The sequence below is a fragment of the Myxococcus sp. NMCA1 genome (assembly GCF_026810205.1).
GTDB classification, from domain to species: domain Bacteria; phylum Myxococcota; class Myxococcia; order Myxococcales; family Myxococcaceae; genus Myxococcus; species Myxococcus xanthus_A.
This window is the reverse complement of the sequence record NZ_CP113950.1, coordinates 6,405,632-6,419,575: the sequence shown is the minus strand read 5'-3', so window position 1 is coordinate 6,419,575 and position 13,944 is coordinate 6,405,632. Positions and strand designations below refer to the sequence as shown.

General features: G+C 69.2%; 8 protein-coding genes. 7 read left to right on the top strand and 1 reads right to left on the bottom strand.

Annotated features, from left to right (window positions below; genetic code table 11):
* The first annotated feature begins 175 nt into the window (after window positions 1-175).
* From OZ403_RS26315 to OZ403_RS26305, 3 genes are read left to right on the top strand one after another with little or no spacing between them, the layout of a single operon-like run.
* On the top strand, window positions 176-7,966 hold the full coding sequence (locus tag OZ403_RS26315) for a CARDB domain-containing protein (RefSeq protein WP_268782068.1): 7,791 nt from the start codon (window positions 176-178) through the stop codon (window positions 7,964-7,966).
* A gap of 59 nt (window positions 7,967-8,025) precedes the next feature.
* Window positions 8,026-8,268, top strand: coding sequence for a hypothetical protein (locus OZ403_RS26310; RefSeq protein WP_140794067.1), 243 nt, complete (start codon window positions 8,026-8,028; stop codon window positions 8,266-8,268).
* Window positions 8,269-8,284: 16 nt separating this feature from the next.
* Window positions 8,285-9,661, top strand: coding sequence for a sigma-54-dependent transcriptional regulator (locus tag OZ403_RS26305; protein ID WP_268782067.1), 1,377 nt, complete (start codon window positions 8,285-8,287; stop codon window positions 9,659-9,661).
* 1 nt (window position 9,662) lies between these two features.
* Here the strand turns inward: OZ403_RS26305 and OZ403_RS26300 are convergent, their stop codons facing one another.
* Entirely contained in the window at window positions 9,663-10,385 is a 723-nt protein-coding gene (locus tag OZ403_RS26300) for a hypothetical protein (RefSeq protein WP_140799372.1), read from the bottom strand.
* 104 nt (window positions 10,386-10,489) lie between these two features.
* Between OZ403_RS26300 and OZ403_RS26295 the strand changes: the two genes are divergently transcribed.
* The 4 genes from OZ403_RS26295 to ruvA all read left to right on the top strand — a co-directional run bounded on the left by OZ403_RS26295 (window position 10,490) and on the right by ruvA (window position 13,790).
* A complete protein-coding gene (locus OZ403_RS26295) occupies window positions 10,490-11,749 on the top strand; it encodes a response regulator (protein WP_140794061.1) in 1,260 nt (419 codons plus the stop codon).
* Window positions 11,750-11,835: 86 nt separating this feature from the next.
* Window positions 11,836-12,585, top strand: coding sequence for a YebC/PmpR family DNA-binding transcriptional regulator (locus tag OZ403_RS26290; RefSeq protein WP_140799371.1), 750 nt, complete (start codon window positions 11,836-11,838; stop codon window positions 12,583-12,585).
* A 24-nt stretch (window positions 12,586-12,609) separates the two neighbouring features.
* Window positions 12,610-13,185, top strand: coding sequence for a crossover junction endodeoxyribonuclease RuvC (ruvC, locus tag OZ403_RS26285; protein WP_140794057.1), 576 nt, complete (start codon window positions 12,610-12,612; stop codon window positions 13,183-13,185).
* Window positions 13,182-13,790, top strand: a complete 609-nt coding sequence (ruvA, locus tag OZ403_RS26280; protein WP_140794055.1) for a Holliday junction branch migration protein RuvA — start codon at window positions 13,182-13,184, stop codon at window positions 13,788-13,790. The genes ruvC and ruvA overlap by 4 nt, the downstream gene beginning before the upstream one ends.
* Window positions 13,791-13,944 lie beyond the last annotated feature (154 nt).

Here is a 13,944-nt window from a genome sequence, read left to right as displayed (position 1 = left end):
GCCCAAGCTGTCAGGGGCGCTGAAGCCAGGAGTCCAGGTCCGCCTCGGACGTGGAGGGGGAGTGATGCCGTCAAGGTTTGCGTGGCTTTTGGGGCTCGCGCTGCAAGTGTCGCTGAGCGCGTGTGGTCCACAGGACGTGTCCGTTTCGCGCATGCCCGCGGAGTCGGAGAGAGCGGTGTCAGCACTCGCGCCAGGTGTGCTTCCCGACCTCGTGGTGCGCCGACTGTTGGTGCCGTCCTCCGCGCGCGTGGGTGACGACATCGCCGTCACGGTCGAGGTGTGCAACCGCGCGCCATTTCCGGCGGGTCCCTTCCAGGTGGAGGTTCGCCTCTCCGTGGACCGCGACTTCACGTCGTCGGACCCCAAACTGGTGCGGCTGGGCGTGAATGGACTGGGCGCGTCGCTCTGTGCGGAAGTCTGGGACTGGGTGGAGGTGGACGCGGCGCTGGTGGGGGCTCATTACGTGGCCGCCGTCGTGGACGCGGATGGCGAGGTGGAAGAAGCCGACGAGGCGAACAACCTGTTCCAGGGGGAAACCCTGGGCGTGGGGAACGGGCCCGACTACGTCATCACTGCCCTGCGTGCGCCGGCCGTCATCGAATCAAGGCAGCCCATCCTCGCGACGGTGACGGTGTGCAACCGCGGCACGCTCGTGGCCAATGGCACCGTCGACCTCCTTCTTTCGGAGGATGCCGTCCTCACGGCGGATGACAGGGTCGAGACCTCGACGAGCGGCCTCTTCCTCTTTCCCGATGAGTGTGAGGACGTGGAGCTTCAAGCCATGTTCCCGGACCTTGTCCCGCCTGTCCACGTGGGCGCCCTGGTGGATGCCTATCCCGGGGAGCCTGCCGACCTGGTTCCTGGCAACAACCTCTGGGTGGGTGGGCGACTGACGTTCGCGGAGCTGCCAGACCTCATCGTCACGCGGGTGGACGTGCCTTCGAGCGTGACGGGCACCCTGCCGTTCAATGCGGAGGTCACGGTGTGCAACCAGGGGACTCGGCCCACGCTGACACCATTCGAGGTAGCGCTCTTGCTGTCCGCCCATCCCGTGGTGGTGGCCGAAGACCTGGTCATCGGTGATGCGCAGGTGGCGCCGCTGGCGGCGGGGCAGTGTGCTCGGGTGCGGGTGGAGGCGTCGGCTCCTGGAATCGTCGACGGGACCTGGCACGTGGGCGCCGTCGTGGACGCGCCGTGGTCGCGTGTGGAGGAGGCCTTTGAGGACAACAACGTGGGGCCGGGGACCCGGCTCCTGGTGGGGGATGCGCCGGACTTCCGGGTCGTCGCCATCGAAGCGCCCGGGGCGCTCGCTCCGTGGGAGTCCGACGGCACGGCTCGTGTGACGGTGTGCAATCACGGCACCGTGGGAGCGCCCGTGGACGTGGGCCTCTACTGGTCCGCGGACGAAGAGCTCCTCCTCCCCGAGCCGAGCGCGGGCAGCCTGGGATTCGGCTTCCTGGCGCCCGGGCAATGCGCGACGGAGCCGGTGTCGGTCCATGCAGATGACACCCTGTCCGGGCTCCGGTACCTGGTGGCGTTCGCGGATGCTGGCGAGCTCTGGGCGGAGCTGAACGAGGATGACAACACGTACGTCGGCAGGCGCGTGCTCTTGGGGCGTGGCCATGACCTCTCCGTTACTTCCCTGGAGGCGCCTGTCAGTGTCCACGAGCGCTCCCAGTTCCTGGTCCGGGCGACGGTGTGCAACCAAGGCAACGAGGCGTCACCCGACACCAGCATCGCGATTCGCTCTCAGTGGACGTCCACCACGCCGTGGGGTGGAACGATGGAACTCGCGTTCTTGCCCTCCATCGCGCCAGGCGCGTGTCTTCGGCTCGAAGTGCCAGTGCAACTCCCACTCAACCACGTGATGGGATTGCTGCTGGATGCGCACGTCTGGACGGGGGATGGGGTCGAGGAGAACAACACCTCCCCGCTGGTGCACGTGGGGGTGGGAGAACGGCCTGACTTCACGGTGACGTCCGTCGTGGCCCCCGCGGGTGTCTCCCCAGGACAGGGCTTCTTCGCGGACGTGACGGTGTGCAACCAGGGGCTCCGGGATGGGCGTACGGACGTGATGGTCGTCCTGTCCCAGGATGCCGAGGTCTCCGTCCGAGACCTCTTCGCAGGCTGGGCGGAGACCGGGCTCATCCAGGCGGGGCAGTGCGTGCCCGTCAAGGTGCCGTCGCACGCGGGCTCGCTGTGGCCCGGTGTCTTCACCGTGGGCGCCATCGTGGACCCGTTTGGCGATCCATACCTGCGCAACGAACAGCGCGAGGACAACAACGTCCTGGCGGGAGGCCAGGTTTCGCTCGGGCGTGTGGCCGACTTCGCCGTGACGTCCGTGTCCGCGCCCAAGGCAGTGGCGCCTGGCGCCGCCTTCACGGCGAAGGTGACGGTGTGCAATCAGGGCGCGGCCCGGGGTTCGACGGACGTGGCTTTCGTGCTGTCTCAGTCCACGCGCATCTCCCGGACGGACCTGCCGCTCGGTGGAATGCCGGTGGGCACCCTGGAGCGGGGCCAGTGCGTCACTCGGGATGTCTCACTAATGGCTCCGTCCGCGGCCACTCAGGGAGAGCTGGGCGTGCTGGTGGATTCACTGGACCTCCAGATGGAGCCCCGGGAAGACAACAACGCGTTGGCGGGAGGGCCCTTGGCCGTGGGCCTGGGCCCGGACTTCACCGTCGACATCGTGGAGCTGCCGTCCGTCCAGCCCTCGCATGTTCCGTTCACCACGAAGGTTCGGGTCTGCAACGCAGGGACGCTGACTGCTCCTGGTGAGGTCCGCGTCTTCCTGTCGGCGGATGCCGTCATTTCCCCAAGCGCTGACACCTTGAAGGGGTGGCAGTACTTCGACGAGCTTGCGCCGGGGCAATGCCAGGTCGTCGACGTCCCAGTGGCCAACTACACGCCCGGGTGGGAACTCCCAGATGGCCGCTGGTTCTGGGGTGCTGCGGTGGTTGCCCACGGGGCGGAGCAGGAACTCCACTGGGACGACAACTTCGATGCCCGCCCCTTGAACGTCGGCCTGGTACCTGACTTCTCCGTCACGGCGCTCGACGTGCCTTCCTCGGTTCTTCCGGACCAACCGTTCTCAGCGCAAGTGACGGTGTGCAACTCTGGGACCGCAGCAGGAGCCACGTCCGTGAGACTGGTTCGTGACTGGTCCCCCTTCTATGCCCCGCCCCAGCACACCCTGGGCGAGGCGATGACAGAGTCCCTTGCGCCTGGACAGTGCACCGCCATGAGCGTGCAGGTCCTCACGGGGGTGTCGTTCGACGGCATGTACACCGTGAGCGCGGTGGCGAACCCAGAGGGGGCCACGGCGGAACTGCACGAAGACGACAACGTCCGCACGGCCCGCCTGGGCGTAGGCGCGTTGCCGGACTTCACGCTGGGGAGTGTGCATGTGCCTGTCACCGTGGCCGCGTCGGCGGATGTCGCCACCATCGCCGTGCAGGTGTGCAACGTGGGGACGGTGGCCGGGGAGGCGGAGCTGGCGTTCGTGCTGTCCAAGGATGCGACCATCACCGCCGCGGACATGCCCCTGAGCGCGGTGCCCCTGGGGCCACTGGCGGCTGGGGCGTGCACCACGGTGGACGTGCCCGTGAGCCTCTGGGTTCCTTCGACTGGAGTCTGGCACGTGGGCGCGGTGGTGGATCCATATGGAGCGGCGCCCGAGCTGCGAAGGGACAACAACACGAGCATCGGTGTCCCGGTGGGCATCGGATTGCTGCCCGACTTCGTCGTCACCCGGTTGTCTGTGCCTCCGAGCATGGAGCCCGGGATGTCGCTTCCCGCCCTCGTCGAGGTGTGCAACGTGGGCGCCACTGCGGAGACCGTGGACGTGTCCTTCTATCTGTCGGCCGACGAGAACGTCACGGCCGAGGACGCCCTGCTGCAGACGTGGAGCTTCGGCACGTTGAACCCGGGTCGTTGCGCCTCGGCGGAGGTCTCACTTGTCACGGGGCCGCCCTCGCTGTTTTGGGGCGTTCGTTACGTCGGGGCGCTCGCGGACGTGGGGCAGGCGCGGGCCGAATTGTCAGAGACGAACAATGGGAGCCCGGTGGTTCCCGTGAGCATCGGCTCGGGGCCGGACCTCGTCATCCGCCGCATGGACGCGCCGCCTGGCGTCCTTCCTGGCGCGTCGTTCCAGGTGGCGACCCTGGTGTGCAACCAGGGCAACCAGGAGACCACCTACGGTGTGGTGAGCGGTTATTTCGCTCGGAGCGGTGCGGGGGCCTCGCGCGGCGCTCCATCGTGGGAGTTGGATGTTCCGCACCTGCTCCCGGGAAGGTGCGCCACCCTGGTCAGCACTTTGACCGCGAGCCAGGGCGAGGGCCTCTGGTTCCTGTCGTCCGAGCTCAAACCCGTCCCTGGCATGCAGGACATCGCGGCTGAGAACAACACGGGGCCCGTGCTCCCCGTGCGCGTCGGGCACCTGCCGGACTTCGTCGTCGCGTCGGTTCATGCGCCCACGGGCGTGCGGCCTGATGACGCGTTCCAGGTGGACGTCACGGTGTGCAATCAGGGCACCGTGGAGGGGCAGTCGGATGTGACGGTGTTCGTGTCTCGGGATTCGAGCCCCTCCGTCGAGGACCGCTACGTCGGCTCCGTGCCGACCGGGGCGCTGGGGCAGGGGCAGTGCGCCACGCTCCCGGTCACCGTCCCCCGGGATTCGCAGCGGGCGGGAACGTGGTTTGTGGGTGCGCTGGTTGACCGGAATGCCCAGGTGGCCGAGCTGTCGGAGGCGAACAATGCGCACGACGGCGTGCCCGTGCGGTTCGCCTCGCTTCCCGACTTCGTCATCTCCACGGTGGTGGCGCCCGGGAGCGTGGCGTTCGGCGACACGTTCCAGGCACAGGTGACGGTCTGCAACCAGGGCACGGCTTCCGGAAGTGCGTCGCTCACGCCCTACCTCTCCCTGGACGCGGTCATCTCCCGGGACGATGCCCAGGTCGCGGGCACGCAGACCGTGACGGGGTTGTCTCCCGGTGCCTGTGTCCTGCGCGAGTTGTCCATCCAGGCCATGCCTTCACGAGAAGGCCTCTGGTACCTCGGTGCCGTGGTGGATGCGCAGGGGTGGGGGGAGGAAGCCAGTACGGCCAACAATGCCAGCGCCGGGCGTCCCCTGGGCATCGGCTTCAGGCCGGACCTGGTCATCAGCGTGGTTGAGGCGCCCGCCGTTGCGCGGCCGGACGCGTTGCTCCCGGTGGAGGCGACGGTGTGCAACCAGGGCACCTCCTCCGTCAGCAACGCGCTGGTGGGACTCAACGTCCACATGCTTCCGGAGCTGAGGCTGGACCGCGGGTTCGCGGCGACGGCCTCCGTGTCCCTGTCACCTGGCACCTGCAAGCGTGTGGCGTTGTCGCTGCCGCTCCATGACTACGAACCGTCGTGGCCCACGACGTACGTCGTCGCCAGTGTGGACCCCAACGACACGGTGCTGGAGTTCAACGAGCACAACAACGAGCGCGTCAGCCATCCTGTCTCCGTGGAGGACGGGCTCGCGGACCTCGTGACGGAGGCCGTGCGTGCGCCGTCCCCGCTCGAACCGGGGCAGTCCTTCACGGCATCGGTGCGGGTGTGTAACGAAGGCCGCGGGCCCGCGCCCGCGCAGGTGACGTTGCATGCGTCGCGCGACGTCCAAGTGACGCCCTCGGACCCCTTGCTCGGGGAGGTGTCCCTGGGCATCCTGGCGCCCGGCCAGTGCGCGGAGCACGCCATCCCGGCGGTCCTCCAGGGGGTGGGCGCCTTCCATCTGGCGGCGGTCGCCAGCACCAGGGGCGAGGTTCGCGAGTACGACGAGACGAACAACGTCGGACCTGCCTCGCAGGTGTATGTCGAAGGCAGCGGAACGGACTTCGTCGTGGAGTCGGTCGTGCTGCCTTCCGTGGTGCTCCCGAATGCGGAGTTCACGGCCTTGGTCCGTGTCTGCAATCGGGGCAGGATGAGTTGGGCGACGTCGGTGGCCCTCTACCTGTCCCCCGACGCGCTCGTCGATTCGGCGGACATCGAGCTGGCTTCGCGGCATGGCTTCTCCGTTCCGGCCGGGCGGTGTGTGGCCATTGCGTTGGAGGGCTGGGTGCCTCAGCCGGGGCGCTGGTACCTGGCGGCCATCGCGGATCCGCTGAACGAGCACTCCGAGGATGATGACGGCAACAACTCCAGCCCGGTGTCCACGCTGGTGGTGGGCTCGCTGCCGGACTACACCGTCGCCGCGTTGACGGCGCCGCCGGTGGAGTCGCGCAGCGGGCCGCTGCCGGTTCGAATCACCGTGTGCAACCAGGGCACCGCGCCCGCGCCGGCCACCGGCGTGCGTTTCCAGTTGAAAGCCAACGGCCCCTTGGCCGAAGGCGTCCTGCGTGTCTCGTCCCGAGGCGTTCCCGCTCTGGCCGCGAATCAGTGCGCCGAGTGGGAGGAGTCATTGGGCTCGGTCGGAAATGCGCCTCGCGCATGGCAGTTGGTGGCCACGGTGGACCCGGAGGGCGTGGCGACCGAGGCCCACACGGACAACAACGTCAGGGCCGTGGACGTTCGCGTGGGAGACCTGGCGGAGCTCGCGGTCACTCGTATCGCGCCGGAAAGGAACGGGCTCGCTCCGGGGACCACGTTCACCACGGAGGTCACCGTCTGCAACACCGGCAGCATTGCCGCCAGTGAACTGCGCGTTCATGTCCTGTTGTCGGAGGACAGCCAGGACCCGGACGTGGGCACGCATGTCGGAATGAGGACCTTCGCCGCACTGGGGAAGGGGTGCGCCGTGGTTCCCGTGGTGGGGACGGTTCCCACTCAGGGGCTTGGGGGAGAGGTCCATGTGAAGGCGCGCGTGGAGCTCATCGCGCCGCAAGGGGGGGAACTGAACCTGGAGGACAACGCGCTCGTCGGCCCCATGGTGGGGATTGGTCTTGGCCCGGACCTGGTGGTGACGCGGCTGACGCCGGACGTCTCGGTGACCTGGCCCTCCGTCCCAGTGGCCGCCGCAGTGACGGTTTGCAATCTGGGCAATGACCGCTCCCCGCGAGCGTCCCTGGCGACCTTCATCGTTCCGGAGGAGGACGTGGGCTCTGAGTCGGTCGTCGTGGGGCCGACCGTGCCCATTGACTCCCTGGCTTCGGGCGCGTGCGCCGAACTGGACGTGCAGATGATGGCGCCACAGTTCGTGGGGGGCTGGCGCCTCAGGGGCATCGTGGACGAAAGGAATGCCATCCAGGAGGTGGTGGAATCCAATAACCTGGCGGAGGGTGAGGCGTTCCGGGTGACGTTGTTCACAGGCTACGTCATCACCGGAGTCCAAGCGCCCACTGCCGTCCGGCAGGGTGAGGTCGTCAGCGCGGTGGCGACGGTGTGCAACCGGAGTCCCTATGCGCCGTCCAACACACTGATTCACCTCGCGTTGGAGACGGCGGATGGCTTCCCTGTCACCCACTTGCCGGCGCGAGGGGCGCCTCCCAATCTGGCGCAGGGGGATTGTGCGCAGGTGACGTTGTCGGGTTCGGCCAGCGTCCCCTTGGACGGGGCCTACCGCGTCGTTACGCGGCTGGGGCACTGGGCGGATGCGATGACGGAGGCGCAGCGGCGTGCGCTCTCGTTCTCAGTGCCCATGGGCGTCGGCAATCGAAGTGACTTCACCGTTACCGCCGTGAGCGCCCCCGAAAGTGTCCGTACCGGAGGCGCGTACACGACGTCGGTGAGGGTCTGCAATCACGGCACGCTGTCAGGCTCCGCTACGGTGAGGGCCTACCTGTCCCGGGATTCACGACTCGACGCCTCAAGTGACGTCCGTGTCGGGCAGACGAGCGTGACGCTCTCCCGGAATCAATGCCAGACGTTGGCGGTGTCGTCGCTGGCCAACGTGAGCAGCGGGGATGTCTGGTACGTGGGCGCGCACGCGAGTGCGGGCAGCGCGCCGGACCTGACGCCCGCCAACGATGGCCGTGTGGGCTCCCGGATGCTCGTGACACCCTGAGTCCAAGCGGGTGGCGCGGGCGAGTGGGCAGCGGACACGGTGGCTGCTAAAACGGCCCCGTGTCCGACGTCACCCCATCCGCGCCACCTCCGTTCGAAGCCGCGCTGGTTCGCGCCAGCGAGGAGCTCGGCTTCCCCAGCTATTACCAGTCGTGTGTGCGCCCGCTGCTGCGCAACCCGGAAGGCCGCTGGCCTCGGTGCTGTGGTGGTGGATGCGAGCCGTGTGCCCAGACGCTCATCCAGGTGGCCCTGCGCACCCTGGAGTTGATGGGGACGCCACGCCAGGCGCCGCTTCCGGACTGAGATGGAGGCCACACGCATGTCCGCACCGCACCCGTTGCTGCTCGTGGATGACGACGCCGCGTTCCGCAAAGTCTACGGCGGACTGCTGCGCGAGGCGGGCTACGAGGTGGTGGAAGCCGCGGAGCGTCCTTCCGCTCGCGCCGCCTTCGACGCACGCGACTTCCCCCTGGTGCTGCTCGACTTGATGCTGCCTCCCGACGGGAGTGTCTCCGCGGGGCTGGAAGGGCTCGCGGCGCTGCTGAGCGCGAAGCCCGGGACGAAGGTCATCGTCGTGTCCGGGGCAGGGGATACGCGGCACACGTTGGAGGCGGTGCGCCTGGGTGCGTACGACTTCCTCACCAAGCCGGTGGACCCGGACGTGCTGCTGGTGGTGGTGCAGCGGGCGCTCGCGCGGGTGACGTTGGAGCGGCAGGTGGAGACGCTGCGCAGCTCGCTGACGCGCGCGGCGGGCGGTGTCTCGCTGGTGGGGCAGAGCGCATCCTTCCTGGCGGCCACGTCCCTGGCGGAGCGCGTGGCGGCCAGTGAGCTGCCAGTGCTCGTCACCGGGGAGAATGGGACGGGGAAGGAGCTGCTCGCGCGCACCGTCCACCTCAAGAGCCGCCGCCACGACGGGCCCTTCGTCCCCATCAACTGCGGCGCGCTTCCAGAGTCATTGCTGGAGAGCGCCCTGTTTGGCCACGTGAAGGGCAGCTTCACTGGGGCGACGAAGGACCACCGTGGCCTCTTCGCGGAGGCGGACGGAGGCACGCTCTTCCTGGACGAACTGGGCGACATGTCGCCGTCCCTCCAGGTGAAGGTGCTGCGCGCGTTGGAGACGGGCGACATCCTGCCGGTGGGCGCGGACCGGCCTGTCCAGGTGGACGTGCGGCTCATCTCCGCCACCCACCAGGACTTGGGCCGCATGCTTCACGAGGGCTCCTTCCGCGAGGACCTCTACTGGCGCGTGAAGGGCGTTGAAATCCGCCTGCCGCCGTTGCGAGAGCGCCCCGTGGACCTGCCGCTGCTGGCCAAGCACTTCCTCAACCAGTGCGCGCACCTGTGCCCGGACGGCCGCGCCCGGCTGTTGTCGGACGCCGCGGCGGAGGCCCTGCTGGCCCATGCGTGGCCGGGGAATCTGCGCGAGCTGCGCCATGAGATGCAGCGTGCCACCGTGCTGGCGGGGGAGCGGCGCGAAATCCAACCCGAGGATTTGTCCTTCACCGGCACCGAGCGGCTACGGCCCTCCAGTACTCCGGGCACCACCACGCTGGCGCAGAAGGTGGAAGCGCTGGAGCGGCGTGAAATCGAGGAGGCCCTGCGGCGCCTGAACGGCAACCGCACGCACACGGCGGAGGCGCTGGGCCTGTCGCGACAGGGCCTGCTCAAGAAGCTGGAGCGCTTCGGACTGACGTGAGTCAGAAGAGCCGGGCGCCCAGGCCCAGCCGTACGCTGTAGCCCAGGCGCGTGTGGCTTTCACCCGAGCGCTCCTGGAAGGACTCCACGCCGAGCTGGCCCGCCGCCAGCGCCGACAGGTTGCTGCCCAGGTACACCTCCACGCCGCCTCCGCCGAGCGCCTGGATGCGCCGCGACTGGCCATTGGACAGGCCGATGTCCACCGGCACGTCCAACAGTCCCAGCACGGACACCGTGTCCGCGACGCGCCAGCCCGCCACCAGCCCGGGCGATACGCGGAACAGCACGCCGGAGTAGTTCCGGTCATCCATGTACGTGGCACCCGAGTTCAGCACCACGCCCAGGCCCAGCGTGGGCGCCAGGGACAGGATGCCTTGCTCCAGCACCTTGCGCCGCACCGCGAGCTCCAGCGAGGCGGAGAGCTGGAACCACTGGAGCCGCGCGCGCGCCTCCAACTCGAAGCCGGAGATGCCTTGCCGGAAACCCACGCCAATCTCCGGCGCGCCCACGAAGCCATAGAGCGCCGTGGCTCCGTCCGGCAGCGTCACCGGTGCCAGCACCGCGCCCAGCGGGTCCTCGCTCGTGCCGCGCAGAAGCGCTGTGTCAAACGTCGTGACGCGTGGCGTTTCGTCGGCGGGGCCAGGGGCCGGCGCCTGGGCGGCGGACTCCAGGGAGACGAGCAACAGCGCGGACACGAGAGGGCCGAAGCAGCCGGGACGCATCATGTGGACACCCTACCCCGCACCGTGGCGGGCGGAAACCCAACGATTCCAGGGGCTTGTCTGCACCTTGCGTATTTGTCCGGCTTAGCGCGAAGATTTCGTAATTCATGGCTACCGCGCTCCCACAACCTTCCACGTATGCCGGACCGGAAGCCCTGGCGGAGGCGGGTGCGCGTCGCCGTGCGTCACGGGGCCGGCCTCGGGTGTTGCTGGTGGATTCGGCGCCGGGCGCGCAGGCCGTGCTGGCCGCTGCGCTGGCGGAGGCGGGCTTCGAGGTCCTGCTGGTCGCGGGCGCGCAGGCCGCGCTGGCGTCGCTGGTGGAAGGCGGCACGGCGCCGCAGTTGGTCGTCACCGAGGTGGAGCTCCAGGACGGGGACGGCTTCAGCCTGTGTGGCCAGGTTCGCGCGGACGCGCGCACGGCGCACCTGCCGGTGCTGTTGCTGGCCCGGCGTGAAGAGGAATTCCACCGGGACCTGGCGGGCGGCGTGGGCGCGGACGACTATCTGGCCCATCCCGTGGACGCGCGAGACGTGGTGGCGCTGGCCCGGCTCAAGGCGGGCCGGTGCAGCGGTGACGCGGCCTTCGAGTCGGACACGCAGCGGCTGCCGCTGACGGACGTGGCGCGAGCGCTGCTGGCGGGCGTCCGCTCTGGCCGCGTGGTGATGGCGGAGGGCCAGGGCTGGTTCGCCTTCCGGCACGGCCTGGTGGTGGACGCCGTCTTCAATGGCGAGCGCGGCAGCCTGGCCTTCCGGCGGATGCTCTGCTTCGGCGCGGGGGACTACTCGGTGGTGCTGGGGCCCGAGCTGCACAAGGGCTCGTTCACCATGGACCGCCCTTACCTGTGCGAGACGGTGCTGCAGGGCCTGGAGCGCTTCGACGCGCTGCGTGCCCGAGGCCTGCCGCTGGCGTCGCGGCTGACGGTGGACTTCGCCCGGCTGGCGGAGATGCTGGCGTCGTTGCCGGAGGACGTGGGCGAAGTGGTGCGCCTCTTCGACGGGCGCCGGACGCTGCGCGCCATGTTGCTGGAGTGCCAGTTCCCGGAGGCGGTGGCGTACGAGGCGTCCACGCGGCTGTTCGCGCTGGGCATCCTGGTGCCCGCGTGCCTGCTGGAGGAACGCGAGCGGGCGCGCTGTGGCGCCACGGTGCCCGGCTTCTTCGAGCCCGAGCCCTCCGTGGACGCCGTGCCGGTGGATGCTCAGGAGACGGCCCCCGCTGCCTGCGGTGGGGATGGGTCCTCCGCATCCTTCACCCTGGTCGGAGACGCGCAGCCTCCCGTCATCCTGGACTTCCCCAAGAAGGTCCCCGGCGCGTCGAGTGGCGCGGAGGACCTGGCGGGGGCTGTCCGGTCCGACGACGCGGGCGTTTGAAGGGTTTGACTCGGCGGCCCCCGGTAGGGGACAAGGCCCGGCGCGGGGTGCTCCATCCGCTGGGCGCCCGCTGAGGCACACCCACCATGTCCGGTCACAATCGGTGGTCGAAGATCAAGCGCCAGAAGGCCGCGATGGGCGCGACCAAGGGGAAGCTGTACTCCAAGGTCATCAAGGAAATCACTGTCGCCGCGCGGCTCGGTGGCGGTGAGCCCTCCGGCAATGCCCGCCTGCGCGTCGCGCTGGCCGCGGCCCGCGAGGCCAACATCCCGAAGGACACCATCGAGCGCGCCGTCAAGAAGGGCACGGGCGAGTTGGAGGGAGAGAACTACGAGGAGGTGACGTACGAGGGCTACGGCCCCGGCGGTGTCGCCATCCTGGTGGAGTGCCTCACCGACAACCGCAACCGGACCGCGGCCGACATGCGCTCCACCTTCAACGCGTACGGGGGCAACCTGGGCGCCGAGGGCGCGGTGGCCTGGATGTTCCAGAAGAAGGGCGTCATCAGCGTGAAGTACGGCCCCTCCGAGGACCAGTTGATGGAGCAGGCCATCGACGCGGGCGCCGAGGACGTCATCATGCTGGGGGACGAAGGCTCCGAGGTGCGCACCGCGGCGGCGGACCTGCACACGGTGGCGGGACGGCTCCAGGAGTCGGGCCTGCCGCTGGGGCAGCAGCGGTGGGTGTTCCTCCCCCAGAACACCGTCGCGCTGGACGTGGACACGGCGAAGAAGCTCCTGAAGCTGCTGGACGCGCTCGAGGAGAACGACGACGTGCAGAACGTGCACGGGAACTACGAAATCGAAGACGCGATGCTGGATTCGTTGTTGCAGTAGCGGAGTCCTGGAACGGAGTGGAACGTGCGCGTGCTTGGCGTTGACCCGGGAAGCCGGTTCATGGGCTTCGGGGTGGTGGAGGAGAAGCGGGGCCGGCTGGTGCACGTGGGCCACGGCGTCATCAAGGGCGACCCGGCGCTGCCGTTGTCGGACCGCCTGCGGGACTTGCACGGCGCGCTGACGGCGGCCCTGGTGAAATACCGCCCGGCCGCGGTGGCGGTGGAAGGCGTGTTCACCTTCCGCAACGCACGCAGCGCGCTGGTGCTGGGGCATGCGCGCGGCGTCGCGCTGCTGGCGGCGGCGCAGGCGGGGTTGCCCGTCTTCGAATACGCGCCGGCGAAGGTGAAGAAGGCGGTGGGGGCGGGCGGCGCGGACGGGAAGGACGCGGTGGCGCGGATGGTGCGGACCTTCCTGGAACTGGAGGCGTCGGTGCTGGAGCGCGCGGACGCGAGTGATGCGCTGGCGGTGGCGCTGTGCCACCTCAACCATGGGCGGGCCGCGGTACCGGCGGCGTCCGCGTCGGGCAAGAAGCGCAAGGGCGCGGCGGCGCTGTTGGCGGACCGGCTGGCGCCCGCGTACCGGCGTCCGGAGGCGAGATGATTTCGCGGTTGCGTGGGACGGTGCTGGAGAAGGACCTGGAGGACGCCACCATCGACGTGGGCGGCGTGGGCTACCGGGTGAACTTCTCCTCACTGACGCTGGGGAAGCTGCCGGCGGAGGGACAGCCGGTGGAGGTGCGCGTGCGCACCGTGGTGCGCGAGGACGCCTTCGACCTCTTCGGCTTCCTGACGAAGGGCGAGGAAGAGGTGTTCCTGCTGCTCAACAGCGTGTCGCGGGTGGGGCCCCGGCTGTCGTTGATGGTGCTGTCCGGCATGGAGGTGCCGGAGCTGGTGGCGGCGCTGTCGCGGGGCGAGGTGGCCCGGCTGGCGAAGATTCACGGGGTGGGGAAGAAGACCGCCGAGCGGCTGGTGCTGGAGCTCAAGGACAAGGTGAAGACGATTCACCTGGAAGCGGTGTCGCGTGGCACCGCGCCCGCCGCCGTCAGCGGCGCCCATGCGGACCTGGTCTCCGCGCTGCTCAACCTCGGCTACAAGCAGCCCCAGGCGGAGAAGGCCGCGGACCTGGCTGGCGAACGGCTGGGGGCGGAGGCCACCTTCCAGGCGCTGTTCCGCGAGGCCCTCAAGGCGCTCCGCTCCGGCGGCTGAGCGCTACGACACGCCGGTGTGACGGCGCTGTGACGGCAAAATCCGGGAGAACGGCTGGGCCGTACCGTCCTCTCTTCCGTTGAGAGCTTGAAAGGCGCTGGGGCCAGAAGGCCCCAGTGTTGCCCTGTCTGCAGAAGTCGTCAGGCGTCGCGTG

Coding starts and splice junctions, on each gene's coding strand:
- OZ403_RS26305 (WP_268782067.1), top strand. CDS start 8,285: ATGTCCGCACCGCACCCGTTGCTGCTCGTGGATGACGACGCCGCGTTC.
- OZ403_RS26300 (WP_140799372.1), bottom strand. CDS start 10,385: ATGATGCGTCCCGGCTGCTTCGGCCCTCTCGTGTCCGCGCTGTTGCTC.
- OZ403_RS26295 (WP_140794061.1), top strand. CDS start 10,490: ATGGCTACCGCGCTCCCACAACCTTCCACGTATGCCGGACCGGAAGCC.
- OZ403_RS26290 (WP_140799371.1), top strand. CDS start 11,836: ATGTCCGGTCACAATCGGTGGTCGAAGATCAAGCGCCAGAAGGCCGCG.
- ruvA (WP_140794055.1), top strand. CDS start 13,182: ATGATTTCGCGGTTGCGTGGGACGGTGCTGGAGAAGGACCTGGAGGAC.